Raw genomic sequence first — 23139 nt, forward strand, 5'->3', positions numbered from 1 at the left:
GGATGCCCAGCTCTGGGCCGGCACGTGGAGGTACGGCCATCGAAAGCCAGAACAACGGCGAGTCGCCCGGCGTGTCGTCGCCCGCGGCGCAGGCCGACCGCTCCGGAGCCGCCGCCATCCGCTCGGTGCTGCGCATCCGGCCGTTCCGCCGGCTCTGGATCGTGCTCGGCGCGGCCTCCTTCGGCGACTGGCTCGGCCTGCTCGCCACCTCGGTCTTCGCCGCCGCCCAGGTCTCCGGCAGCACCGCCAAAGGTGCCGCCTTCGGCACGACCATCGCCATCCGGCTGCTCCCGGCGCTGCTGCTCGGGCCGGTGGCGGGCGTGTTCGCCGACCGGTTCGACCGGCGCTGGACGATGGTCATCTGCGACGTGCTGCGCTTCCTGCTCTTCGCCTCCATCCCGCTGGTCGCGCTCACCGGGGCCGGCAGCGGGGTGGTGGTCAGCTGGGCGCTGGTGGCCACCTTCCTGATCGAGACGGTCACCCTGATGTGGATCCCGGCCAAGGAGGCCGCGGTCCCCAACCTCATCCCGCGCGCCCGGCTGGAGACCGCCAACCAGCTCACCCTGATCACCACGTACGGCCTCACCCCGATCGCCGCGGCCATCGGCCTGGCGGTGCTCGACCGGAGCATCCGCGGGATCACCGGCGGCGAGATGCCGTCCTGGGCGGAGCCGGCACAGCTCGCCCTCTGGTTCAACGCGTTCTCCCGGCTGGCCACCGCGATCGTGGTGGCCGTCGGGATCAAGGAGATCAGCCAGGCGCAGGCCGCCGAGCGGGAGCGCACCGAGCAGAGCATGACGCGCCAGTTCACCGAGGGCTGGCGGTTCATCGGCCAGACGCCGCTGGTCCGCGGCCTCGTGCTGGGCATCTTCGGTGCCTTCGCCGGTGGCGGCATCGTGATCGGCACGGCGAAGTTCTTCGCCGCCTCGCTCGGCGCCGGTGACGCCGCGTTCTACCTGCTCTTCGGCGCGATCTTCATCGGCCTGGCGATCGGCATCGGGGCCGGCCCGATGATCGTCCGGGACATGTCCCGGCGCCGCTGGTTCGGCATGAGCATCGTGCTGGCCAGCGCCTCCGTGCTGGTGCTCGCCTTCGCCATCCACCTGTCCATGGCGATGCTCGGCGCGATCCTGGTCGGCGCGGGCGCCGGCATGGCCTTCCTGGCCGGCACCACGCTGCTCGGCGGCGAGGTGGCCGACGAGGTGCGCGGCCGGGTCTTCGCGGTGGTGCAGATCGGCACCCGGCTGGTGCTGATCCTCGCCATCGCGCTGAGCAGCCTCCTGGTCGGCGTCGGCGGCTCCCGCCAGCTGACCATCGCCGACCTGGGCATCTCGGTCTCCTCGACCCGCCTGCTGCTGCTCGCCGCGGGCGCCGCCGGCATCTTCGCCGGGATCAGCGCCTTCGGCCAGATGGACGACAAGAAGGGCGTGCCGGTCCTGGCCGACCTCTGGGGCTCGATCCGGGGCCGCCCGCTGATGCCGGCGGAGCCCTTCGTCTCCAACGGCCTCTTCGTGGTCTTCGAGGGTGGCGAGGGCGCCGGCAAGTCCACCCAGCTCGCCGCGCTCGCCGACCGGCTGCGCGGGCAGGGCCGGGACGTCGTGGTCACCCGGGAGCCGGGGGCCACCGGCATCGGCGAGCGGATCCGCGCGCTGGTGCTGGAGACCTCGGGCGACGAGGCCCCGTCGCCGCGCGCCGAGGCGCTGCTCTATGCCGCCGACCGGGCCCACCACGTGGCCACCGTGGTCCGGCCGGCACTGGTCCGGGGCGCCGTGGTGATCAGCGACCGGTACGTCGACTCGTCGCTGGCGTACCAGGGGGCCGGGCGGACCCTGCCGGTGCAGGAGGTCTCCTGGCTCTCCTCGTGGGCCACCGGCGGGCTCAAGCCCGACCTGGTGGTGCTCCTCGACGTCGACCCGCGCACCGGCCGGTCCCGGGTCGACTCCCGCAACCGGGGCGCCGACCGGCTGGAGGCCGAGTCGCTCCCGTTCCACGAGCGGGTCCGGTACGCCTTCCTCGACCTGGCCACCGCCGACCCCAAGCGCTACCTGGTGCTCGACGCGTCCCGCCCGGTCGAGGAGATCGCCGCGGCGGTGGCCCGGCGGGTGGACGAGTTGCTCGTCGACCCGGCCGGCATCGTGCACCCGCGCCCGGCCCAGGGCCCCGACACCACGGTCCAGCCCGAGTTATCCGACGCGGAGCTGGTGACGATGGAGCGCCCACCACGATGACGGACGTCTTCGCCGACCTGGTCGGGCAGGACGAGGCGGTGGTCACGCTGCGCCGGGCGGCCGCCTCGGCCGCCGCCCTGCTGCGTGCCGCCGCTCCCGTGGCGGCCGGCGGAGCGGGCCGGACCGGCGGCGACGACGCGCTCGACGCGCTCGCCGAGGAAACCGACGGGCCCGCGCCCGCCGGTCGGGAGGGCGTCGATCCGGGCGCCGGGATGACCCACGCCTGGATCTTCACGGGGCCTCCCGGCTCGGGCCGGTCGGTGGCGGCGCGCGCCTTCGCCGCCGCGTTGCAGTGCGTGCACGGCACCGGCTGCGGCCGCTGCCCCGGCTGCCACACCACGCTGGCCGGCACCCACGCCGACGTCCGGCTGGTGGTGCCCGAGGGGCTCTCCATCGGCGTGGGCGAGATGCGGGCGCTGGTGCTGCGGGCGGCCAGCACGCCGTCCGGCGGCCGTTGGCAGGTCGTCGTCATCGAGGACGCCGACCGGCTCACCGAGGCCGCCGGCAACGCGCTGCTCAAGGCGATCGAGGAGCCGCCCCCGCGTACCGTCTTCCTGCTCTGCGCCCCCTCCACCCACCCGGACGACATCTCGGTGACCATCCGGTCGCGGTGCCGGGTCGTGCCGCTGCGGCAGCCGCCGGCCGGCGCGGTGGCCGAGGTGCTCGTACGCCGGGACGGCATCGCCCCCGACGTGGCCGAGTGGGCCGCCGCGGCCGCGCAGGGACACGTGGGCCGGGCCCGGCGACTGGCCCGCGACCCGGAGGCCCGGCAGCGCCGCGACGCCGTGCTCGCCGTGCCGCGCCGGCTGACCGGCGTTGGCGCCGCGTTCGACGCCGCCTCCGCCCTGATCGAGGCGGCCGAGGCCGAGGCCGCCGCGTCGGTGGCCGAGATGGACGAGTCGGAGAAGACCGCGCTCCAGACCGCGCTCGGCGCGGGCGGCACCGGCCGGGGCGCGGCCGGGGCCATGCGGGGCGCCGCCGGTCAGCTCAAGGACTTGGAGAAGCGGCAGAAGTCGCGGGCCACCCGGGCCCAGCGGGACGCGCTCGACCGGGCCCTGGTCGACCTGGCCGGCTTCTACCGGGACGCGCTGACCATGGCGCTGCGGGCGCCGGTCGCCCCGGTGCACACCGACACCGCGGCGCTGGCCGGGGCCGGCGCGCAGAAATGGGACGCCGAGGGGGCGCTGCGCCGCCTGGAGGCCGTGCTGGAGTGCCGGGCGGCGATCGAGGCGAACGTCAAGCCGCGGATCGCGGTGGAGGCGATGATGCTCGCCCTGTGGCGGGGCTGAGCACCCCTTCCCCGCTGTCCACAGGGCATCGACAGGCTTTGTTCACTGCGGTACGGTCCGGTGTGGCCGCGTGACGATGGCGGCACGCTCAGTGACGGGGTCAGCCGGGAGGAGTCCGCCGATGCCACGGGGGGAGATCGACGAGGCCTGGATCGAGGAGGCGGTGCGGCGCTATCGCCGCATCGAGACCCTCCAGGCCGAGTTCGACCAGGCGGTGGCGACGGTCGAGGTCACCGTCCGCTCGCCGGACGGCCTCGTCGAGGTGGTGGTGACCGCCGGCGGCCGGATCACCGACGTGCGCTTCCTCGGCCCGCTGCACCAGAGCAGAGCCCGCGACGTCGCCGGGTCGGTGCAGGCCGCCGTCACCGCCGCCGCCGACGCGGCGCAGTGGGCCCGGGAGAAGCTGCACAACGAGACCTTCGCGGCCTACCGGCCGCTGGCGGGAGCCTGACATGGAGACGTTGCGCGCGCTGGCCGCCCGCCTCGACGAGGCCGGCGCCACCCTCGCCACGCTGGCCCGCACGGTGACCGCCAGCGACCCGCCCCACCCCGCGTTCGGTGCCCACGCCGCCGGCCGGCCCGGCGAGGTCGGCCGGGCCCTGCACCGGCAGTGGACCGCGGCCACCGGCGACCGGGCGCGCGAGGCGCAGGCCGCCGCCAACCGGCTGGCCGCCGCCGCGGCCGCCCTGCGCAGCGCCGCCGACCGCTACTCCGCCACCGACGAGTCCGTCGGGCGGCGGCTGGCCCGGGAGGACTGATGGACGCGCTCGACCGGCTCGCCGAGCCGGGTCTCGACCTGCTGGCCCGGGTCGACGCGCTGCTCGCCGCCGGCGCTCCCGAGGGGCACCGGCTCTGGCCGCTGCTGCGCCGGATGCAGGTGCTCCCCGGTGCGGCCGTGCGCGAGTTCCTCGACCTGCACCCCGCGCCGCTGACCGGCGCCGGCCACGCCGTGCGCCGGCTCGTCCGCGGGTACGACGACACCTGCGCCATGCTCGCCGACCCGGTCGCCTGGTCCGGGCCGGCCGCCGCGGCCTACGACGAGGCGCGCAGCGCCCTGCTCCGGCACCTCGACGAGGGGCCGGAGAGCCTGGTCGGGCGGCTGGAGTCGACCGCCGGCTACGCCGACGCGCTGGCCGACTGGGTGGAGCGGAGCCGGGCCGCGCTGGCCCGGGCGCTGGCCGACGTGCTGCGCTCGGCCGAGGCGGTCACCGTGCACGCCGCCACCCGCCCGGGCGCGGACGCCGGCCGGTCCGGGGCCCTCGCGGCCGCCGAGATCGCCATCCGGGTGCTGGGCGTGCTCGGTGCGGCCTACGACGGCGCGGAGACGCTGCTGCGCCAGTGGGCGCCGAGCCTGACCGAGACGGCCTGGCGGGACCGCACCTCGACCGGGCCCCGCTACGGCGGCGCCACCCGGATCGGGCACTGACCCCGGCGCCTGCAGGTCCACGGCGTCGCACGCCGAACCGGCCGTGGCCGGGCTCCGGCGGCGACGCCGTGGCCTTTCCCTGCACCCCCCGCAGGTATGACTTCACTCAACGCGGTCGACCGCCGTTTGTCCCGCAGCTGACTCATGTTTCAGCCGTCCGGGCGAGGATCAACGACACGAGGGGTCGAGATCGATTCGGTCGAGTCGACAAACATGGATCGCTGCGCCCGGTGACCGGACGGCGACGGGCGGCGGACCCGGAGCCGTCCGAAGGTCGTAGGGTGGTGGGCATGGGCATGCTCTGCGCGGTCAGTTTCAACCGGTACGGGCGCCTCTACTACCTCGACCCCGGTGAGCTCCGCCCCCAGGTGGGCGACAAGGTGCTGGTGCCCACCGACGAGGGACCCGAGGTGGCCGAGTGCGTCTGGGCGGCGCAGTGGGTCAGCGAGGAGACCAGCGGCTTCCCCCGGCTCGCCGGCCTGGCCGGGGAGGACGACCTGCGCCGCGACGAGTTGCTGCGCCGGCGCAAGGCCGACGCCAAGGTGGCCGCCAAGCGGCTGATCCGCGAGCACGGCCTGCCGATGAAGGTGGTGGCCATCGACCACGTCTTCGCCACCCCGGAGACCGGCAGCGACCGGACCACCGTCTACTTCACCGCGCCGCACCGGGTCGACTTCCGCTCCCTCGTCCGCGACCTGGGGGCGACCCTGCACTGCCGGGTCGAGCTGCGGCAGCTCTCCGCGCGGGACTCGGCGCGGGTGCAGGGCGGGATCGGCTCCTGCGGGCGGGACCTGTGCTGCGCCACCTTCCTCACCGACTTCGAGCCGGTGACCATCCGGATGGCCAAGGACCAGGACCTGCCGCTCAACCCGCTGCGTATCTCCGGCGCGTGCGGCCGGCTGATGTGCTGCCTGAAGTACGAGCACCCTCTCTACCAGCGGTTCCAGGAGTCCGCCCCGGCGATCGGCAGCCGTGTCTCCACGCCGGAGGGCGAGGGCAAGGTGGTCGGCCACAGCGTCCCCCGCGACTCGGTCACCGTCCGCCTCGACGCCGACGGCTCCCGCTGCTCGTGCAGCCGCGCCTCGGTCTGCGCCCCCCGCCAGGCCCACGACCAGCACTACTCCTGACCCCTTTCGCGCTGTTGATCAAGAGGTTTGCGTCAGGAATCGTCTGTCTCCTACGCAAACCTCTTGATCAACTGTGGGGTCAGCGGAGGACGATGGGGGGCTCGGCCAAGCGGGGGGTCAGCGGGGTTTTGGGGAGGAGCCAGCTCGACGTGGGGGACTGGTCCGGGTTGAGCTCCCAGGCGTGGCGGACCTTGTCGACGGCGATCGGGTAGATGGTCAGCGTGCCGTCCGGGTCGATGCGGAGCCGGAGGAACGACTTCGAGTCCTCGATGCCCTGGCCGGCGAAGAGCTCGTTGACGTTCACCCCGAACGACCCCGCCACCAGCAGATAGAGCGCCACCAGCTGGCTGGAGATCAGCCCGCTCACCGGCCCGTACAGGACCGCCGCGGCGACCGCCGGCAGCGGCCAGGGCCAGTCGTAGAACGGCAGTTGCAGCCAGAGCCAGGTGCCGCCGGCGGCCAGCGCCACGTGGGCCAGCCCGTGCGTCACGCCGAGGATCCAGTGCCGGGCGTGCCGCTTCCCCCCGGAGCTGGGCGGCTTGGCGAAGAACGCCGCGCCCAGCAGGGTCACCACCAGCATGATCACCAGCGGGACGCTGAGCAGCCGCTGCTCGGTGGTGCCCACCTGATTCGCCGCCACCCCGGCCATGGCCAGCATCAGCAGCGTGTGCAGGGTGCCCAGCAGGGTGGTGAAACCCGGGTTGCGGAACGGCAGCCGGGCGAAGATCCCCCAGCCGTAGCGCCGCGAGCGGGCCTTGTCCGGATAGCGGGCGGCCAACTCGTACTCGCGGGTGCGGCTGGCCCGGCGGGCCAGGGTGTCCCGCGGCGGCACCTCGAGCCGCTCGGGCAGCTGGTGCGTCGGGTAGAGGTAGGCGCCGCCGCCCCCGCAGGTGATCAGCTGCCGCTCGGGACCGGTGTAGCGGGCGTAGTGGTGCAGATCGCCGGAGACCAGCAGCCGCACGTGCGCTCCGGTGGGCGCGACGATCGTACGGATGAAGTAGTCGATCGAGTCGTAGGCCGTGGGATGGTCGTGGGCCTTGACCCACGTCGGGGCCGGCACCGCCAGGATCACCTTCGACCGCGGGGTGAGCTTCCGGGCGACCTCGTCGAAGTAGGTGAGCTGTGGGTCGTCCAGGTACGAACCGGACTGGTCGTCGAGGCCGAGCAGCCACCAGTCGGCCGGCAACTCCACCGCGAAGTACGAGCGGGACTGGCCGGTGCCCCAGCCCGCGAAGTGCCGGTCCCGGGACCGGACGAACAGCCGCAGAAACGCGGTCAACCCGTCGTACCAGTCGTGGTTGCCCGGCACCGCGAAGAGCGTCGGCCGCTGCGGCGGCGCGATCGGCAGCGCCGCCTGGTACGGCCCCTTGCACCGGTCCTCGTACGCCTCGTAGGCCGCCGACGGGTAGACCTGGTCACCGCCCATCACCAGGGTCTGCGCCCGGGGCAACCGGTGCCCGTCCACCTCCAGCTCCGGCTGGGCGAGCAGGTACGCCACCGAGTACGTGGCGTCGAAGCCGTCGCCCAGGTCGGCCACGTAATCCAGCCACAGCCCACCGTCCGGCCCCACCTGCCGGAACGTGTCGTCGCCGAACGCGTTCTGCAGCTCGCGCTTGTCCAGGTACGCCCCGAACAGGATCGCCAGCAGGGTCCGCAGGCCGGTGCTGATCAGCAGTAGCGGCGCGAGCCAGGGGACCGGCTTGCGCGGGGTGAAGCCCAGCTCCAGCGGGTCAAGGCTGTGCGGCCGTCGGGTGGCCCGCTCGCCGGGCTGTGCCTCCGGGATCGGCTGCTGCGGCGGTACGTGATCGTCGCTCACCCGCCGCAGGGTAGTCCGGAGCGACCGCGAAGTCTCTCCCGCAGACGTACCGAAACTCCCGGTTGTCCGGATCGGAGGTGAGGGGGATCCCGTTCGGCGTCCGGCGGGCTGTGCCGTACACTTGACGATCGTTGCCGCCTTAGCTCAGTCGGCTAGAGCGACGCACTCGTAATGCGTAGGTCGACGGTTCGATTCCGTCAGGCGGCTCGGTACAGAAGCCCAGGTCATCGGCCTGGGCTTCGCCGTTTCCCAAGGTCGACAATCTCGCCGCCGGCGGTGCCAGTCCGCAAATAGTCCGTATCCCGTGCAGCGACCGCCTCGTCCAGCCGGTTGGCGACCGCGTCCAGGTCGTCACCGAACAGACGGCAGTATGTGCCAGTGAGTTTCGACCTTGACGTGCTGGCCATCGACACGGCGGCGAGTGACGACGCGGTGCGCGCCATGGCGAAGCGCTGCTGGAGCGGTCAGCACCCCGAGGGCGAGTTGGACGAACGCATCGTCGGCTTCTACGAGAGTCTGCGCGGCCGCTACCCCGACTTCCCGCCGTACCGCGATGACTCGCCCTGGACTTCGATGCCGCTCGACGTCGGTATCGATCACGTCAGCATGAGCATGAGCTTCGGGCAGCGCAGCACTCCCGCTCTCCAGCTGGTCGTGGATCTTGCAGTTCGGTATGGGCTGACGATCTACGACCCGCAGGGCGATGAGGTCACCCGGCCTCACCTGCGGTCGGCTAGCCATCCAGACGCCAGCACTGCCGAATTGACCTCTTAAGGATCAAGGCGGCCCGCAAGCGGGCCGCGCCGGCCGGCCCCGGCCTGCTAGCGACCTCCGGCCGGCATCGGCCGGACCGGCCGGCCATCTGACGGACGACCGGGACCATGAAGAGGTCGGGGTCCGCCCCGAACCCCGACCCTCCTCAGAGATGCCGCCGCGGATCACCTCGTCGGGCACCACAAGGGCTACCAGCATCCCCGGACGGGGCCAAAGTCGTTCGGACGTAGAGCGCTCCACCTTGTCCCCGTCCGGGGGAGGCTGGACGGTCTGGCGACTGCCCGACGAGGAGATCCGCTCTCGCCCTTCTACCCAGCCCAGCACAAGCCGGTCAGGGCTTCACGTATTGCTGGCGCGGGAACAAGCGCGCGAGGCGCGGCAGACGTTGTTCGATCTGGGCGAGACTGTCGCTGTCCCAGGGTTGATCGGTTGGTTCCGGGTCGGAGTACGTGCGGTGGCCCCGGGCGTCCAGCGCTTCATCGAGGCTGTCTTCACGCCCGGTGACGTGGTCGTAGGCGCGGGGTGCCACGTAGGCGAGTTCTTCCCAGTGCGGCCAATCCGCGTCGGCCCATTCCCGGGGGCTGCGGCCGGCGAGCGCCCGAACGGCGGGCAGGTCGGCGAGGTTGTCGGGGTTTTGGGCGGCGTGATGCCACCAGCGCTGCCCCTGGCCGATGAGCCATGGCTGGAAGTACCAGAACGCATCGCCGTTGCAGAGGCCGTCCATGATCTGGTTGGCTGCGCCCCACATGGCGTAGGTATCGATCGGGCGACGTGCAGCCTCCAGGTGGAGCTGGAAGTCCGCGATGTGGTCAAGAGAGACGCGGCTGAGCCGGCACGCCAACCAGTCGAGCCTTTGGGCCGGGTCGGTCGTCTCCTCGGCTGATCGCTCCAGGAACTTCCAGAATTCCGCCATGTTCACCTCGAGGACGGTAACGGTCTGGCCGTCGCGCATCTAGCGCTTCTGATCTTGACCTCTGCCGTCCGGGTGTCTGATGGTGACGAGATGACGTCGAGCGTGTGGCTTTACAAGGATGAGGACTTCCGCCCGGGCGCCGAACTCTTCCGCAGCGAGCGGCACTTCGCATTGTGGTCGTACTCGGCGACCCACGGCCAGCTGCTGTTGCGGGCGGACGCAATGCCTGGCGCTGACCACCGCCTTCCGACGACGACGGAGGTGCTGTTCAAGCCGGTCGACGCGGTTCAGATGCGGGGGCGTACCGCGGCCTGGTGATCCGGTGCGCGACCGAGGAGGAGGCCGCGCAGATCGACCGGGACATCTCGGACTGGTGCCGCTCGGAGGAGGCCCGCGTACTCATGCTGGAGAGCGAGGGGGTGACCGGTTACGTCATCACCGGTGCCGTCGGGTGGTGCGAAGGTGTGCTGTCGGACCTGCAACCGTCGTTCTTCAACAGGTTCAGCGCGTACGACCCGATGTGGCCGGTCAAGCCGCTCACCGGAGTCGGCGGTGAGTTCGACATCGCCTCGCCGCAGGAGGTAGCGGAGGCGTTCCTCACCGGCCTGCCGGAGGGCGTACGCCGGGAGCGGCACCGCTACGTCCACTTGCTCACGGCGGTGACCGAGGAGAACAACCGCCGGAGCCGGCACAACCTGGGCGTCTTCCTCACTCAGACGGACGCCGAGGAGGCGAAGCGACTGGTCGAGCCCCACGTCGCGAGCTGCTGGATCGAACCCCTCCCGGTGGTGCTGTAGCAGGCCCACCAGCGGCCGGGGGAAAGTGACGAGACGATGCGCCGCACGCGCGTGGTCACCCTCGCTCCGGTGACCGTCCTGCACCCTGCGCTCGACGGTGCGTCGATAGTCCGCTTCCCTGCACACTCGCCTGCCTCAGTCCTCATCCAGTCCTCAACAGGTCGACCTTCGACCGCTGGCGCTGAGTGATGACGAGAGGGGTTTGCGCAGGCCAGGCGGGGTCCAAGCAGGCAGACCGGGGTGGGTCATTTGATCTCGTAATGCGTAGGTCGACGGTTCGGTTCCGTCAGGCGGCTTCATAGAGAGGCCCAGGTCACCGGCTTGATCGCCGATCATGACCGGGGCCTTTTGCTTGCCATCGCGCTTAGAGACTCGGCGGGACGCCGGCGGTTCGTGGGTGCCGACAGCTGTCGCCGTTGCATGGAATCCACGTCAAGCGAAGTGTCTGCCGTGGGGCGGTGCCAAGTGGCCACGGTCGAAGCTGTTCATCCTGTGTATCGTCGTCTGCTTCTCCAACCCGGATCTTGCAGATGTATGACGAGGAGGACGGCGTGAGCGTCGATGACGGCGGGGGTCCGCCGAGGGATTCGTCCTGCTTCTACTATTCGATCGGTCTGCCACTGGGTGAGGGGCAGGATGACGTTCCTGCCCTGCTGCGGCACGTGGCGAAATCAATCGAAGACCTCGCCGAGCACGGCACGGTCGACGTAGCGGGTCTGATGTACAGCAACGACGAGGTCAACGAATACGGTGAGTGGCCCTGCGTGACCGTCTTCTACACGCTCGACTAGCTGGTCGGTAGGCCGGCGGTTCGCCTCCTACTGGACCGCCCCCTGAGATCCCCGAGGCAATTCATCACTGGATGAGGGCGGTTCCCACCACGAGCGCGATGATGCCTGTGACCCAACCGAAGAGCAGGCCCAGGCCGAGGCCGCGGTCGCCGCGTAAGACCAGCACACTGCCCGGCACCGCGCAGCTGGCGAACATTGCTAGCTGGAGGAGTACGACCAGGCAATCCACCATGAACAGCGAGTCCGGGCTGGCGTCGTGGACGAACGTGTAGTACGAGGAAAGCCAAAGGCCGCTCGCGGGCAGGTGGCCGGCGAGGGCTATGCCGATGCCGGCGGCGATGCGCCCAGGTCTGACCAACCCCAGGGGTGCCGGCAGTTCAGCCGGCGCCGGCGGCCGCTGCTTCGGTCCTGCCCACTCGTGATCGGGCGGCGAGGGAGGTGAAGCAGTCATCGCCAGTGGCCTCCACGACCGCACCTCGCAAGCCACGCTGTGCCATCCTGCGGAGAGACTCGGAGCATGCACGGAGACTACGGCGACCCGGCGTGCACGTGGGGCCCCAGCGTGCGCCTGTTCAGGAGCCGCAAGTCGCTCCGTCGGCTATACAGATCTGCCATGTCTGGAGGCCAGCCGAAGCGCGGCGCGGTGCTGGGTGGGATCATCTCAGAGATCCGCGTCTTCGTGCGTCTCGAAGGGGACCGGGCCGGCTCGCCCGGCACTGGGTTCATTCGGATTCCGGAGCTGACCTGGGAGTACTTCCGCGACCCTGCCGACGTGGTGCAGGCTGGCCAGCAGGTCTCCGCCGACGCCAGGCCCAAGGTGGGGTGTATCGGCTCACGTAGTCGCGAGCACGGGGAAGCGGGTCCTGCCAATGCCGGTTGGGCATGCGGCTGTGGCGCGACTCGCAGAAGTCATCGAGACCTTCCACGATCTTGACGCGCTCCAGCGACCGGCGAATGGCAGGGAAGTGGTGAGAGGCCGTTTCCGCGGCGACACCCCCCGGGCCCACGGAAGCCTGCGGCAGGTCCCATCCTGGAACGCCCTGAGCCACCCCCCAACGGGGAGTGAATCAGGAGGCTGTGGCGGGCTTTCTGGTGGGATCGGCCGAGGTGGCGCCGTCGGTGGGGCGGCGGGTCAAAACCTGGGGGCCGGTAGCCGTGATCGCGACTGTGTGTTCGGAGTGGGCGGTGCGGGAGCCGTCGGCGGAGCGGATGGTCCAGCCGTCGTCGTCGAACTTGATTTTGTCGGTGGAGCGGCAGAACCAGGGCTCGATGGCGATGGTGAGGCCGGGCTCGAGTTTCAGACCGCGTCGTGCGCGGCCGTTGTTCGGGACGTGCGGGTCCTCGTGCATGGTGCGGCCGATGCCGTGGCCGCCGAACTCGCCGTTGACGCCGTAGCCGTAGGAGTGGGCGACTTCGCCGATCGCGGCGGAGATGTCGCCGAGGCGGCCGCCGGGCTGGGCGGCGGTGATGCCGGCCTTCAGCGCGGCCTCGGTGGCCTCGATCAGCTTCAGGTCGGCCGGGTCGGGGGTGCCGACGATGACCGAGAGCGCGGAGTCGGCGACCCAGCCGTCGATGCCGGCCGCCATGTCGATGCTGAGCAGGTCACCGTCCCGCAGAACGTAGTCGTGCGGCAGGCCGTGCAGCACCGCGTCGTTGACCGACAGGCACAGCACGTTGTGGAACGGGCCGCGGCCGAACGAAGGGGCGTAGTCCCAGTAGCAGGATTCGGCGCCGCGTTCCTTGATCCGGCGGCGGGCAAGGTGTTCGAGGTCCATCAGGTTGACGCCGACTGCGGCCACACCGCTCAGCTCGGCGAGCAGGTCGCCGACGAACCGGCCGGCCACCGCCATCCGGCCGATCTCCTCGGCGGACTTGAGCTCGATCACGACAGCCTCCCCCTCTGGATGCGGTATTTTTATACCGGGATTTTTATACCACGCCTGGCCGGGACGCTCCGGAGGGATATCCTGCTGGCATGGTTCGCCAACCGCTCACCGCCGAACAGATCGCAGCGGGCCAGCGCCTCGGAGCCGCCCTCCGGGCCGCGCGCGCCGGCCGCAGCCTCGTCGAGGTGGCCCTGGCGGCCGGCATCTCCCCCGAGACGCTGCGCAAGATCGAGGCGGGTCGTCTTCCCGCACCGGCGTTCGGCACCGTGGTGTGCCTCAGCCAGGCCCTCGACGTCCCCCTCGGCGACCTGGCAGACGTCTGGCTGGCCGACATGTCCATCCGCCAGGCGTCCTAGAGACCAGCCGCCCAAGTACCGCAGTAGGAGATCCGTTTCAGGATTGCCGGCGTGATGGCTGGTCTTGTAGCGGAAAAGAGACCATCAGCCGATGCCGCCAGATCAGGACGAGCGGCGTTCGCCGGTACCCTCGCACCATGATCGACAGGGTGAAGGTCGCGGTCGTCGGCGTGGGCAACAACACCTCAGCGTTGGTGCAGGGGATCGCCCTCCATCGCAGTACCGGCAGCCTGGTGGGCGTCCACCGGCCGGAGATCGCGGGGCTGGGCGTCGGCGACGTCGACGTCGTGGCGGCCTTCGCCCTCAGTGGCGGCAAGGTGGGCAAGGACCTGCACGAGGCGATTTTCGCGCCGCCGAACAACTTTCCCCGACTCGACGCGGAGCTGCCGCCATCGGGCGTGACGGTGCAGCGTGGTCTCGTGGACTCGACGGAGATCGCGCGGGTGGCGGACGCGCTGAAGGGCGCCGAGGTGCTGCTCTACTCCGCGCCGAGCGGCCGGCCCGAAACGGCTCGAGCCTACGCCGAGGCGGCGCTCCTGTCGGGGCTGGCGTTCGTCAACACGACGTCGGACGCGATCGCGCGGGAACCGTTGTGGCTCGAGCGATTCGAGGCCGCGGGCCTGCCGTTGCTCGGCGATGACCTGGCCAGCCAGTTCGGCACCTCGGTGGTGCATCACGCACTGCTGCGGCTGCTTGAGGAGCGCGGTCTCACCCTGGTCAGCTCCTACCAGGTCAACCTGGGGGGCACCGAAGACTTCCGCAACCTGGTCGAGAACTCCAACACGAAGAAGCAGTCCAAGTTGAACGCCCTGGGGTCCCACGACAAGGTTCAGATGGCTCCCCTCGGATACCTTCCGCACTTGCAGTCCCAGAAGATCGCCCACCTCAACATCGAGGCGCAGGGCTGGGGTGAGACAGCGGTGAGCCTGGACGTGAAGCTGAAGGTGCATGACCCGAGCGGCGCAGCCGGCGTCAACATCGATCTGGTCCGCATGGCGGCTGCCGCTCTGCGTTCGGGTCGTGGCGGCTACCTGGCCGAGGCGGCGGCGCTCCTCAAGTCTCCCCCCGGGACGGCGATCTGACGAGGAGAGCCTCATGCCGGCTCCACAGCCACTCCAGGTACTCCTGTAGTTCCGCCGGTGTGGCGACCCATCCTTCGCGCCGGTAGTCGAGGATGCGTTTGACTTCCCCGGGTACGAGGTCGTAGGCGGTCGCTCCGGTCTCCGGGACGGGTGTTCCCGGAGAAACGGCCACGGGGAGCGGGATGACGGGGAGGCGAAGGCCGCTCCTGCCGAGTGCCTTGAGGACCGTGAGATAGACGCGGGCCAGGTGGTAGGGGGAGACGGTGAGCGCGAGGCTGGTGATGCCGCGGGCATGGACCTGGCCGACGATCCAGTCGGCCTGCCGGCCGGTGTTCGGGGCCGGCTCGGCCTGGAGGTGGACCCCCTCGACGCGACGAAGGCCCAGGCTCCGCAGGTAGTCGAGCGTGACCTCGACGTAGGTCGCTTCAGCCGGGTTCCCGTTCGCCACAAGAAGGTGGCGGAGCCGCGGATTCGCCTCCCAGCTCCGGATCGCATGGGTGAGGCGCCATTCCTCGCCCTGGCCGGTGGCGACGACGAGTGCGTCGACGTGATCCGCGGCCGACTGGGGCAGGGTCAGGATCACCGTGAGGGCCTTCATGACCTCCAGGAACTGGCCGACGGTGTAGCCAGCAAGATCCTCTTCCGGCAGGATCCGGGGAGTCGCTCGGTGGGGATTCACCGCGGCGGCTGCTGCATGATCCAGGTCGGCAGCGGTTCGGCGACCTGGCGTACCAGCTGCCAGCCCGCCCGGCGGTAGACCTCGACGTTGGCCGGGTTGCTGGTCTCCAGCACCGCCGGCAGCCCGTCCGCCGCCGCCCGGCGCAGCCCGGCCCGCATGACCGCGTGACCCCAGCGCCGCCCGGCGCTGTCCGGGTGGGTGCCGAGCACACCCAGGTACCAGAACGGACCGGTCGGCAGCGCGGCGTGCACGGCCTCGTCGTAGGCGCGGACCCGGGCCAGCGCGTCGGCGGGCAGCCGGGCGGCGAGCGGGTCGGCCGGCCCGGCCTCTCCGCCGGCAGGCGGTTCCCAGATCGCCACCGAGGCTCCCCGGTCGATCGTCCAGATGCTGCCCAGGTGGACCCGTTTGTCGAAGAGGTGCCCGAAGAAGGCGGCGGCGTACCGGGGGTAGCTGGCCGGGTCGGGGAAGAGGTGTGTCAGGACGGGGTCGGCCGCGAAGGCGGCGACCAGCGAGTCGACGACCCGCCCGCGGTCCGCCGGGGTGGCGACGGTGATCTCCGGTGTGCGTCGTCCGAGGTCGGTCACGGGCGGCAAGGATACGCGCCGACGCGAAGCGAGCCCGGCGGGCACGGCGCGGGGGCCGGCCCACCGGGCTCGCTCCGGCAGGGAGGTGAAAGGCCTACAGGGTGCGGCGCGGGTCCGCCGGGTCGGGCGGGAAGGCGTCGCTCCGCTGCACGGGGACCTCGGTGACCACGTACTCGGTCTCCATCTCCGGGATGGGGTTCTCGTCGGTGTCCGTGCGGTGCTTGGCCGCCGCGGCGGCCCCGGCCGCGGCCGCGCCCGCAGCCACGGCACCCGCCGCGACCGCCTTGGCCGAGACGCCGGCCTTGCCGTCGTCGCCGAGCGAGGACGCGGCGTGCTCCACGCCGGGGGTGCCGAGGGTACGGCCCTCGTCGATGGTGCCGCGCCAGGCGCCGGTCTCCGCGCCCCGGTTCTCGATGTAGTTCTTGAACTCCTCCAGGTCGGCCTCGGCCCGCTTCTCGACGATGTGCAGCTTGTCGCCGGCCTTCTCGACCAGCCCCTCCGGCTCGTACTCGAGGGAGAGCCGGACCTGGGTGTGGCCGGTGCCGATCGGCTGGAAGTAGACGGCGCCGGCGTTGGTGGCGCCGCTGGTGGCGGCCCAGGCGACCTTGCGGTCCGGCACCTGCTCCAGGACCTTGGCGTCCCACTCGCGCTTCACGCCCGCGATCTCGGCGACCCAGTGGATCCGCCGGTCGTCGAGCTGGCGCACCTCCTGCACGCCGCCCATGAATCGAGGGAACTCCTCGAACTGCGTCCACTGGTTGTACGCGGTGCTGACCGGTACGTCGACTTCGATGGACTTCTCGACCTTCGTGGTCATGAGCACTCCTTGTCGTTCAGTCGTCGGTACTGAAATCGGTACCCCGGCAGATCCGGGCTAACCAGACCGGTGCCGATTCGGCCGAAATGCCGGAGGCCCGGGTCGACGCGCCGACCCGGGCCTCCGGAGTTCCGTGGGGGATCAACCGTCCTCGCGGTCCGGGCTCTCCAGCCGGAAGAAGTTGCTCTGCTTCCCGTCGGAGCGTTCCTCCTGGTAGATGAAGTTCAGCCGGCGCTCGTCGAAGGTGCGGAACCAGTCCTCCCAGCTGATCTCCCGCAGCCGCTGCTCGCGCCCGTTGCTCGGGAAGTCGAAGCGCAGCACCCCGGCGTGCCCGTCGTGCTCGGTGCCGTCCACCGTGGTCGGTACGCCCTTGCGGGCCTCCGCCCACCGCCGGATCACCTCGTGGTCGGTGGTGACCAGGCTGCGGCCGGGCCGCTCCGGCTCGTCGTCGACCGAGGTGACCTCCTGGGCGTACTTGATCGACTTCGAGTTCTGCGGTCCCTTGCGAACACCGCCGCCGCCGCCGGAGGAGGAGCGGGTCGAGCCGTCGGAGTCGTCGCGCAGGCTCTTGACCAGCGCCCGCACCAGGTCGGCCTTCTGCATGGCGGAGGTGCCGGTGACTCCCCGGCTGCGCAGCCGGCTGCGCAGCTCGTCGACCTTCAGCCGGGCGATCTCGCTCTCGTTGACGTCGGGGGTGTTCGGCGTCTGGTTGCCGGGCGGGTTCGCCGTCGACGAGGTGCTCTTCTTGGCGGAGGAGGAGCCGCGGCGGGAGGACGAGCCGGCCCGGGCGGACGTGCTCTTCTTGGCGCCGTCCCGCATGGCCTTCACCAGGGCCTTGACCAGGTCGTCCTTGCGCAGGTCGGCGGTGCCGGTCACGCCGCGCCGGCGCAGCCGGTCGCGGAGTTGGTCGACCTTCAGCCGGGCGATCTCGCTCTCGTTGATGTCGGGGGTGTTCGGGGTCTGATTGCCCGGCGGGTTTGCGGTCGCGGTCGAGCCGCTGCCGCGCCCCGAGCTGCTCTTCGTGGGCATCGAACATCATCCTTCCTCGACCCGTGTCCAATGGGGGTTGCAGCGCGCGTGACGCGGTGGGCCGTCCTGGAAATCTGTACCCCCAGCCGGCGGCCCAAACGTCCGTCGACCGGGTGCGGGGTGGCCCACGCCGGGGCGGAGCGGGAGGGTGGCCCTCGGTCACATGCCCGCCAGGGCGGCCCGCGAACCGGGGAGAAGAGCAGCCACATCAGGCCGCCGAGCAGCGCCCCGACCGGGCCGTCCGCGATTGTCCACCCGCCTGACGAGCCGCTATCGTTCCCGAGGCCGGAACCCCCCGAAGCATGAGGATCGCGATGACTTCCCCGGAGTTGACGACCGTTGCCGCCCGGGGAAGCACCCACATCGAGAAGTCGGACGTCCCGGTCTCCCCGGCGGGCCCCGGCACCCCGCCGGACGCGGGAACCGGGCGCGAGCCGCGCAGGGAGGCCTCGTCGAGTCGATTCCGGGCCGACGTCGCCGGGCTCCGCGCCGTGGCCGTCGGGCTGGTGCTGCTGTACCACGCCGGGCTGCCGTTCATTCCGGGTGGCTTCGTCGGGGTCGACGTCTTCTTCGTGATCTCCGGTTTCCTCATCACCGGGCAGCTCATGATCGAGATCGAGCGCACCGGCCGCGTCTCGTTGCTGGGGTTCTACGCGCGGCGGGCCAAGCGGATCCTGCCCGCCGCGACGGTGGTGCTGGCGGCCACCGCCGTGGCGGTCCGGCTGTTCGTCCCCAGGAGCCAGTGGCACGACATCGGCGGCGACATCGCCTCCGCGGCGATCTACGTGGTGAACTGGCGGTTCGCCGACCGCTCGGTCGACTACCTGGCCGCGGACGCTCCGCCCTCGCCGGTTCAGCACTTCTGGTCGCTCGCCGTCGAGGAACAGTTCTACCTGGTCTGGCCTCTGCTGATCATCCTCGCGATCCTCGCGGCGAGGAGGCTCCGGCGGTCGAACGTGCGGCCGGTCCTCTGGGTCGGTCTCGCGATCCTGGCGGTGCCGTCGTTCGCCTGGTCGGTCGTGCAGACGGCGACCTCTCCGGAGCGGGCGTTCTTCGTCTCCACGACCCGGTTGTGGGAGCTCGCGGTCGGGGCGGGCATCGCCCTGGTCGCGACCAGCGCCGCGCGCATGCCACGGTCGCTGGCCGTCGTCCTCGGGTGGCTCGGTCTCGCCGCGATCGTGACAGCGGCGCTGCTGGTGACCGCGGGCACGGCGTGGCCCGGGTACGCAGCCGCGCTGCCCACGCTCGGCGCCGCCGCGGTGATCGCGGCCGGGGTCGCGGCGGGCTCGCGCGGCCCGGTCGTGCTCCTCGGCACCGGCCCGTTCCGATGGGTCGGTGACCTGTCGTACTCCCTGTACCTGTGGCACTGGCCGATGCTCATCGTGGCCGGCGCGTACTGGGACGGTCTGTCGTTGGCCCGCGGCCTGGCGGTGGCGCTCGCCTCGGTGGTCCCGGCCTGGATCACCTTCCGGCTCGTGGAGAACCCACTGCGGTACTCGCGGGCGATCTCGAAGTCGCCGCGTCTCGCGTTGAGCCTCGGTGGCAACTTCACGATGGCCGGGATCTGCGCCGGCCTCGCCCTGGTCCTGATGGCGGCGTGGGCGGCCGCCGCCACGCCGAGTCGGGGCGGCCGGTACGCGCCGGGCGCGGCGCTGCTGTCGACCACCCCCGGCACCGCCCCGATCGGCCCGGTTCCGGAGCGGTTCGACTTCATCACGCCGGACCCCCTTCAGATCCAGCAGGGATTCATGGACGTTCCGGACACCAACCGGGACAAGTGCTTCCAGCAGGTCGTGGGGTCCGAGGTCCTGTCGTGCACCTACGGCAACCCTGACGGGGCCACCACCGTCGCCCTGGTGGGCGACTCCAAGATGGACCAGTGGCTGCCGGCGTTCCAGGTGCTGGCCGCGCAGAACGACTGGAAGTTGGTGATCGCCGCCAAGGCATCGTGCGCGTTCACCAGCGCTCCTGCGATCCGGGCCGACGACCCCAGCAAGCTCTACACCGACTGCGTCGAGTGGAACCGGACGCTGCTGCGCAGACTGGTCGAGGAGCGTCCCGACTACGTCGTCACCTCGCAGGCGGCGGCGCGCGCCTTCGACGCCGCGGGCAAGGGGTCGGTCGACGCGATGGTCGCGGGGCTGCGCTCCAATTGGAAGGCGCTCGCCTCGGTGGGCACGAAGGTCATCGTCCTCGCCAACAACCCTGCTCCCGGCCCCGCCGTGACCTGCGCCGACAAGAACCGGAAGCACCTGTCGGCCTGCGCGTTCGACCGTAAGCGCCACGACGTGGAGCCGGCCTTCCTGACGCAGCGGAAGGCGGTGGCCGGGATGCCGGAGGTCAAGATGATCGACCTGTTCGACGCCATCTGCCCGACCGAGAAGTGCCCGGTGGTGTTCGGCAACGTCCTCATCTACCGCGGGGGTTCGCACATCGGCGCGGCCTACGTCAAGACCACGGCCCCGCACCTCGCTCGGGCACTGTCGGACATCGGCGTGCCGGTGAGCTTTTCCCCGTCGAAGTGACCGCCGCCGCACCGGCGGCGGGCGCGATCAGGCGTAGATGGTCTTGACGTAGTCCGGGCCGTAGTGGCGTTCCAGGTCGGCGAGGTTCTCCGTCGGGGCCTCGACCTCCTTCACCAGCCGGGCGCGGGTCGGCAGCGCGTCGGGCCGCCAGGTCTCCGGCCGCCACAGCTCCGAGCGGAGGAACGCCTTCGCGCAGTGGTAGAAGATCTGCTCGATCGCCACCTCGACGGCGAGCACCGGTCGGTGTCCCTTGACCACCATGTCGGCGAAGTACGGCGCGTCGCGGACCAGCCGGGCCCGGCCGTTGATCCGCAGCGTGTCGGTGCGCCCGGGGATCAGGAAGATCAGCCCGACGTGGGGATTGGCCAGGATGTTGCGGTAGCCGTCGGCCCGCCGGTTGCCGGGCCGCTCGGGGATGGCGATCGTGGTCTCGTCCAGCACCAGGGTGAAGCCGGCCGGGTCACCCTTCGGGGAGACGTCGCAATCGCCGTCCGCGCCGGCCGTGGCGACCAGGCAGAACGGCGAGGCAGCCAGCCACTCCCGGTCGCGCTGGTGCAGCACCGTGCGCTCCTTGTCCCGCGCCCGCTGCGTCGGTGCGCCCAGCAGTTCCGCCAACTCCCCCGGGCTGGTGATCTCCCGTGCCGTCACGACTTCCTCCCCCGTCCGTTGACCTTGACGGCGGTTCCGGCCCGCGAACGGCTGGTTTCCGCCATGGTCAGCCTAGGAGAGCGGGTCGACCGCGAGGTTTGCCCCCGGAACGGGCGGGTACGGACTGAGCCGCAGCGCGCCCGGACGCGATCGATGGAGGCGGAGATGGAGAGCCGACTGAAGGTGCTCGGCCATCCCGTGCACCCGATGCTGGTGATGTTCCCGGTGGCTCTCCTGGTGACCGCGGTGATCTTCGACGTGATCGACACCGTGGGCGGGCCGGACTTCCTCGGCGAGGCCGCCTACTGGAACATCACGGTCGGCCTGATCGGCGGCCTGCTGGCCGCGGCGGCCGGCGCCTTCGACCTGCTCGCCCTGCCCACCGGCACCCGGGCCAAGCGGGTCGGGCTCACCCACGCCGCCGCCAACGTCGCGGTGATCCTGCTCTTCGCCGCGGTCTGGGTGGTCCGGCTCAACGCCGACTCCCGGGCCGCCGGGGGCGCCCTGATCGCCATCGAGGTGGTCGCCGTGGCCATCCTCGGCGTCAGCGCGTGGCTCGGCGGCGAGCTGGTGGACCGGCTGGGCGTGGGTGTCGACCCGGAGCACGACCTGAACGCGCCGAGCTCGCTGCGACCCCCCTCGGCGACCCAGCGGATCGGAGACGTGCGATGACGGAACAGAGCGGCGGTCGGGGCTGGCGAGGTCGACAGCAGGGCTGGGACCCGATGGGCGAGCTGCAGTCGCTGCGCGCCGAGCTGAGCCGCCTGGTCGGTGGCCGAGGCGGCAGCCCGGACGTCGAGCTGACCGAGATCGCCGACGGCTGGGAGGTGGTCGTCCGGCTGCCCGGCGTGGCTCCCGAGGAGGTGGCCGTCGAGCTGGACGACCGGGAGCTGTGCGTACGGGCCCGCTCGGAGGCCGAGGTCAACGCCGACCAGGGCATCCCGGGCGGGTTCACCACGCGGGGCTTCGAATACCGGGTGGACCTGCCGTCCCGGGTGGACCCGGACCGGATCGACGCCGTGATGGACCACGGCCTGCTCCGGGTGCGGCTGCCCCGGGCGGCACGGCCCGCGCCGCGCACCATCACCGTCGGCCGCACCGGCCCGCACGCGACCTCCGGGGGTACGCGGACCGTGGCCGACCCGGCCGCGGACCGGGAGCTGCACCACCCGGACACCGCGGTCGAAGAGATCGACCGGCCGTAGGGGTCGCGTGGCCACCCTGTCCGACGACTCCAGCTCGGCGCGTCTGTCGCCGCGCCGCGACCTGGAGCCGTCGTCGGTGCTCGGCCCGGTCGGCGAGCGCGTCCCCGACGTCGAGCGGATCGCCGTGCTGCGGGCCAACGCGCTCGGCGACTTCATCTTCGTGCTGCCGGCGCTGGAGGCGCTGCGGGCCGCGTACCCGTCGGCGGAGATCGTGCTGCTCGGCGCGCCGTGGCACGCGAAGCTCTGGCGCGACCGCCCCGGCCCGGTGGACCGGGTGCTGGTGGTCCCGCCGGCGCCCGGCATCCGCGAACCCGGGCCGGACGAGCCGCCGTCCGCGCTGGCGGACTTCCTCGCGGCGGGCCGGAAGGAGCAGTTCGACCTAGCCTTGCAACTGCACGGCGGGGGCGCCAACTCCAACCCGATGATCGCCGGGCTGGGCGCCCGGGTCACCGCCGGCCTGCGGGCCGAGGACGCGCCGCCGCTGGACCGCTGGATCCGGTACGTCTACTACCAGCACGAGGTGATCCGCTACCTGGAGGCGGTGGCCCTGGTCGGGGCGGAGGCGGTGACGATCACCCCGGCGCTGGCGGTGACCGACGCCGACCGGGCCGAGGCCCGCGATGTGCTCGGCGAGCCGACCGGGCCCCGGGTGGCGCTGCACCCGGGGGCCACCGACAGCCGGCGGCGCTGGCCGCCGGAACGCTTCGGCGAGGTCGCCCGGGCGCTGGCCGGCGACGGCTACGAGGTGCTGGTCACCGGCACTCCCGCCGAGCGGGAGACGGTGGACGAGGTGGTCGCCGCGGCCGGCGTGCCGGTCCGCCCGCAGGTCGGCACGCTCAGCCTGGGTGGGCTGGCCGCCGCGTACGCGGGCTGTGCGCTGGTGGTCTCCAACGACACCGGCCCGCTGCACCTGGCCGCCGCGGTCGGCGCCCCGACGGTCGGCATCTACTGGATCGGCAACCTCATCAACGGGGCCACGCCGCTGCGCGTCCGGCACCGCCCGATCGCCTCGTGGACCACCAACTGCCCGGTCTGCGGCGTCGACTGCACACGGGACATCTATCCGCACCGCCCGGGCGACGGGGAGTGCCCGCACCGCGACTCGTTCGTCGCCGACGTCCCGGCAGCCGAGGTGGTCGAGGCCGCCCGCGAGCTGCTGGGGTGAGG

At 71.7% G+C, this 23139-nt stretch carries 24 protein-coding genes, 1 tRNA gene and 1 pseudogene; 17 read left to right on the top strand and 9 right to left on the bottom strand.

The window, feature by feature from the left end; genetic code table 11:
- The first annotated feature begins 71 nt into the window (after window positions 1-71).
- From tmk to AC0OLQ_RS03225, 6 genes are all read left to right on the top strand, one after another.
- A complete protein-coding gene (gene tmk / locus AC0OLQ_RS03200; protein ID WP_357332588.1) occupies window positions 72-2228 on the top strand; it encodes a dTMP kinase in 2157 nt (718 codons plus the stop codon).
- Window positions 2225-3517: a DNA polymerase III subunit delta' gene (locus tag AC0OLQ_RS03205; protein WP_484530122.1), complete on the top strand. Its 1293-nt coding sequence runs from the start codon at window positions 2225-2227 to the stop codon at window positions 3515-3517. Before tmk ends, AC0OLQ_RS03205 begins: the two co-directional genes overlap by 4 nt.
- Before the next feature lie 121 nt (window positions 3518-3638).
- Complete coding sequence (locus tag AC0OLQ_RS03210) at window positions 3639-3968, top strand: YbaB/EbfC family nucleoid-associated protein (RefSeq protein WP_484530123.1); 330 nt, start codon at window positions 3639-3641, stop codon at window positions 3966-3968.
- Window position 3969: 1 nt separating this feature from the next.
- Window positions 3970-4275 carry a hypothetical protein gene (locus tag AC0OLQ_RS03215; RefSeq protein WP_484530124.1) on the top strand — a complete coding sequence of 102 codons (306 nt, stop codon included), beginning with the start codon at window positions 3970-3972 and terminating at the stop codon, window positions 4273-4275.
- Window positions 4275-4943, top strand: coding sequence for a hypothetical protein (locus AC0OLQ_RS03220; protein ID WP_484530125.1), 669 nt, complete (start codon window positions 4275-4277; stop codon window positions 4941-4943). Before AC0OLQ_RS03215 ends, AC0OLQ_RS03220 begins: the two co-directional genes overlap by 1 nt.
- Window positions 4944-5233: 290 nt before the next feature.
- Window positions 5234-6070 carry a PSP1 domain-containing protein gene (locus AC0OLQ_RS03225; protein ID WP_357332597.1) on the top strand — a complete coding sequence of 279 codons (837 nt, stop codon included), beginning with the start codon at window positions 5234-5236 and terminating at the stop codon, window positions 6068-6070.
- A gap of 79 nt (window positions 6071-6149) precedes the next feature.
- On the opposite strand, the gene AC0OLQ_RS03230 is transcribed toward AC0OLQ_RS03225, so the two are convergent.
- Complete coding sequence (locus AC0OLQ_RS03230) at window positions 6150-7886, bottom strand: metallophosphoesterase family protein (RefSeq protein WP_484530126.1); 1737 nt, start codon at window positions 7884-7886, stop codon at window positions 6150-6152.
- A 133-nt stretch (window positions 7887-8019) separates the two neighbouring features.
- On the opposite strand from AC0OLQ_RS03230, the gene AC0OLQ_RS03235 reads away from it, so the two are divergent.
- Window positions 8020-8093: transfer RNA gene (locus AC0OLQ_RS03235), tRNA-Thr, on the top strand.
- A 171-nt stretch (window positions 8094-8264) separates the two neighbouring features.
- Window positions 8265-8660: a hypothetical protein gene (locus AC0OLQ_RS03240; RefSeq protein WP_484530127.1), complete on the top strand. Its 396-nt coding sequence runs from the start codon at window positions 8265-8267 to the stop codon at window positions 8658-8660.
- Window positions 8661-8991: 331 nt separating this feature from the next.
- Here AC0OLQ_RS03240 and AC0OLQ_RS03245 read toward each other — a convergent pair whose 3' ends face one another.
- Window positions 8992-9612 (bottom strand): DUF4240 domain-containing protein, encoded by a 621-nt coding sequence (locus tag AC0OLQ_RS03245; protein WP_484530128.1) that lies wholly within the window; start codon window positions 9610-9612, stop codon window positions 8992-8994.
- A 51-nt stretch (window positions 9613-9663) separates the two neighbouring features.
- Here AC0OLQ_RS03245 and AC0OLQ_RS03250 point away from each other — a divergent pair, with 51 nt between their 5' ends.
- The 3 genes from AC0OLQ_RS03250 (at window position 9664) to AC0OLQ_RS03260 (ending at window position 11161) form a co-directional block, all read left to right on the top strand.
- The gene (locus AC0OLQ_RS03250) at window positions 9664-9891 is read left to right on the top strand and encodes a hypothetical protein (protein ID WP_484530129.1); all 228 of its coding nucleotides are present in this window, start codon (window positions 9664-9666) and stop codon (window positions 9889-9891) included.
- Window positions 9888-10370, top strand: a complete 483-nt coding sequence (locus AC0OLQ_RS03255) for a hypothetical protein (RefSeq protein ID WP_484530130.1) — start codon at window positions 9888-9890, stop codon at window positions 10368-10370. The genes AC0OLQ_RS03250 and AC0OLQ_RS03255 overlap by 4 nt, the downstream gene beginning before the upstream one ends.
- Window positions 10371-10921: 551 nt before the next feature.
- The gene (locus AC0OLQ_RS03260) at window positions 10922-11161 is read left to right on the top strand and encodes a hypothetical protein (RefSeq protein WP_484530131.1); all 240 of its coding nucleotides are present in this window, start codon (window positions 10922-10924) and stop codon (window positions 11159-11161) included.
- A 64-nt stretch (window positions 11162-11225) separates the two neighbouring features.
- On the opposite strand, the gene AC0OLQ_RS03265 is transcribed toward AC0OLQ_RS03260, so the two are convergent.
- Window positions 11226-11612, bottom strand: a complete 387-nt coding sequence (locus AC0OLQ_RS03265) for a hypothetical protein (protein WP_484530132.1) — start codon at window positions 11610-11612, stop codon at window positions 11226-11228.
- Between the two features lie 616 nt (window positions 11613-12228).
- Window positions 12229-13047 (bottom strand): type I methionyl aminopeptidase, encoded by an 819-nt coding sequence (gene map, locus AC0OLQ_RS03270; protein ID WP_484530133.1) that lies wholly within the window; start codon window positions 13045-13047, stop codon window positions 12229-12231.
- Window positions 13048-13136: 89 nt separating this feature from the next.
- Between map and AC0OLQ_RS03275 the strand changes: the two genes are divergently transcribed.
- Both AC0OLQ_RS03275 and AC0OLQ_RS03280 read left to right on the top strand, forming a co-directional pair.
- Window positions 13137-13403 carry a helix-turn-helix domain-containing protein gene (locus AC0OLQ_RS03275; protein WP_357332619.1) on the top strand — a complete coding sequence of 89 codons (267 nt, stop codon included), beginning with the start codon at window positions 13137-13139 and terminating at the stop codon, window positions 13401-13403.
- Between the two features lie 137 nt (window positions 13404-13540).
- On the top strand, window positions 13541-14485 hold the full coding sequence (locus AC0OLQ_RS03280; protein WP_484530134.1) for an inositol-3-phosphate synthase: 945 nt from the start codon (window positions 13541-13543) through the stop codon (window positions 14483-14485).
- On the opposite strand, the gene AC0OLQ_RS03285 is transcribed toward AC0OLQ_RS03280, so the two are convergent.
- The 4 genes and pseudogenes from AC0OLQ_RS03285 to AC0OLQ_RS03300 all read right to left on the bottom strand — a co-directional run bounded on the left by AC0OLQ_RS03285 (window position 14457) and on the right by AC0OLQ_RS03300 (window position 17384).
- A complete protein-coding gene (locus tag AC0OLQ_RS03285; RefSeq protein WP_484532257.1) occupies window positions 14457-15083 on the bottom strand; it encodes a hypothetical protein in 627 nt (208 codons plus the stop codon). The two genes, AC0OLQ_RS03280 and AC0OLQ_RS03285, sit on opposite strands and share 29 nt — an antisense overlap.
- 77 nt (window positions 15084-15160) lie before the next feature.
- A complete protein-coding gene (locus AC0OLQ_RS03290; protein ID WP_484530135.1) occupies window positions 15161-15748 on the bottom strand; it encodes a GNAT family N-acetyltransferase in 588 nt (195 codons plus the stop codon).
- Between the two features lie 367 nt (window positions 15749-16115).
- Window positions 16116-16565 (bottom strand): annotated as a pseudogene (locus AC0OLQ_RS03295) (SRPBCC family protein); the annotation flags it as partial.
- Window positions 16566-16706: 141 nt separating this feature from the next.
- Window positions 16707-17384, bottom strand: a complete 678-nt coding sequence (locus AC0OLQ_RS03300; protein WP_484532258.1) for an SAP domain-containing protein — start codon at window positions 17382-17384, stop codon at window positions 16707-16709.
- 524 nt (window positions 17385-17908) lie between these two features.
- On the opposite strand from AC0OLQ_RS03300, the gene AC0OLQ_RS03305 reads away from it, so the two are divergent.
- On the top strand, window positions 17909-20119 hold the full coding sequence (locus AC0OLQ_RS03305) for an acyltransferase family protein (RefSeq protein WP_484530136.1): 2211 nt from the start codon (window positions 17909-17911) through the stop codon (window positions 20117-20119).
- Window positions 20120-20146: 27 nt separating this feature from the next.
- On the opposite strand, the gene AC0OLQ_RS03310 is transcribed toward AC0OLQ_RS03305, so the two are convergent.
- Entirely contained in the window at window positions 20147-20767 is a 621-nt protein-coding gene (locus tag AC0OLQ_RS03310; protein ID WP_484530137.1) for a pyridoxamine 5'-phosphate oxidase family protein, read from the bottom strand.
- A 165-nt stretch (window positions 20768-20932) separates the two neighbouring features.
- Here AC0OLQ_RS03310 and AC0OLQ_RS03315 point away from each other — a divergent pair, with 165 nt between their 5' ends.
- The 3 genes from AC0OLQ_RS03315 (at window position 20933) to AC0OLQ_RS03325 (ending at window position 23137) form a co-directional block, all read left to right on the top strand.
- Window positions 20933-21439 (top strand): DUF2231 domain-containing protein, encoded by a 507-nt coding sequence (locus tag AC0OLQ_RS03315; protein WP_484530138.1) that lies wholly within the window; start codon window positions 20933-20935, stop codon window positions 21437-21439.
- On the top strand, window positions 21436-21972 hold the full coding sequence (locus AC0OLQ_RS03320) for an Hsp20/alpha crystallin family protein (protein ID WP_484530139.1): 537 nt from the start codon (window positions 21436-21438) through the stop codon (window positions 21970-21972). The genes AC0OLQ_RS03315 and AC0OLQ_RS03320 overlap by 4 nt, the downstream gene beginning before the upstream one ends.
- 61 nt (window positions 21973-22033) lie before the next feature.
- Window positions 22034-23137, top strand: coding sequence for a glycosyltransferase family 9 protein (locus AC0OLQ_RS03325; RefSeq protein WP_484532259.1), 1104 nt, complete (start codon window positions 22034-22036; stop codon window positions 23135-23137).
- Window positions 23138-23139: the final 2 nt, after the last annotated feature.

It is taken from the genome of Micromonospora sp. Utrum1 (assembly GCF_057197805.1).

Excerpts from the sequence above, each read along its gene's own strand:
- AC0OLQ_RS03315 (WP_484530138.1), top strand. The coding sequence starts at position 20,933 with ATGGAGAGCCGACTGAAGGTGCTCGGCCATCCCGTGCACCCGATGCTG.
- AC0OLQ_RS03225 (WP_357332597.1), top strand. The coding sequence starts at position 5,234 with ATGGGCATGCTCTGCGCGGTCAGTTTCAACCGGTACGGGCGCCTCTAC.
- AC0OLQ_RS03305 (WP_484530136.1), top strand. The coding sequence starts at position 17,909 with ATGACTTCCCCGGAGTTGACGACCGTTGCCGCCCGGGGAAGCACCCAC.
- AC0OLQ_RS03205 (WP_484530122.1), top strand. The coding sequence starts at position 2,225 with ATGACGGACGTCTTCGCCGACCTGGTCGGGCAGGACGAGGCGGTGGTC.
- AC0OLQ_RS03320 (WP_484530139.1), top strand. The coding sequence starts at position 21,436 with ATGACGGAACAGAGCGGCGGTCGGGGCTGGCGAGGTCGACAGCAGGGC.
- AC0OLQ_RS03285 (WP_484532257.1), bottom strand. The coding sequence starts at position 15,083 with ATGAAGGCCCTCACGGTGATCCTGACCCTGCCCCAGTCGGCCGCGGAT.
- AC0OLQ_RS03300 (WP_484532258.1), bottom strand. The coding sequence starts at position 17,384 with ATGCGGGACGGCGCCAAGAAGAGCACGTCCGCCCGGGCCGGCTCGTCC.
- AC0OLQ_RS03215 (WP_484530124.1), top strand. The coding sequence starts at position 3,970 with ATGGAGACGTTGCGCGCGCTGGCCGCCCGCCTCGACGAGGCCGGCGCC.
- AC0OLQ_RS03250 (WP_484530129.1), top strand. The coding sequence starts at position 9,664 with ATGACGTCGAGCGTGTGGCTTTACAAGGATGAGGACTTCCGCCCGGGC.
- AC0OLQ_RS03245 (WP_484530128.1), bottom strand. The coding sequence starts at position 9,612 with ATGCGCGACGGCCAGACCGTTACCGTCCTCGAGGTGAACATGGCGGAA.
- AC0OLQ_RS03220 (WP_484530125.1), top strand. The coding sequence starts at position 4,275 with ATGGACGCGCTCGACCGGCTCGCCGAGCCGGGTCTCGACCTGCTGGCC.
- AC0OLQ_RS03275 (WP_357332619.1), top strand. The coding sequence starts at position 13,137 with ATGGTTCGCCAACCGCTCACCGCCGAACAGATCGCAGCGGGCCAGCGC.
- AC0OLQ_RS03210 (WP_484530123.1), top strand. The coding sequence starts at position 3,639 with ATGCCACGGGGGGAGATCGACGAGGCCTGGATCGAGGAGGCGGTGCGG.
- AC0OLQ_RS03280 (WP_484530134.1), top strand. The coding sequence starts at position 13,541 with ATGATCGACAGGGTGAAGGTCGCGGTCGTCGGCGTGGGCAACAACACC.
- AC0OLQ_RS03265 (WP_484530132.1), bottom strand. The coding sequence starts at position 11,612 with ATGACTGCTTCACCTCCCTCGCCGCCCGATCACGAGTGGGCAGGACCG.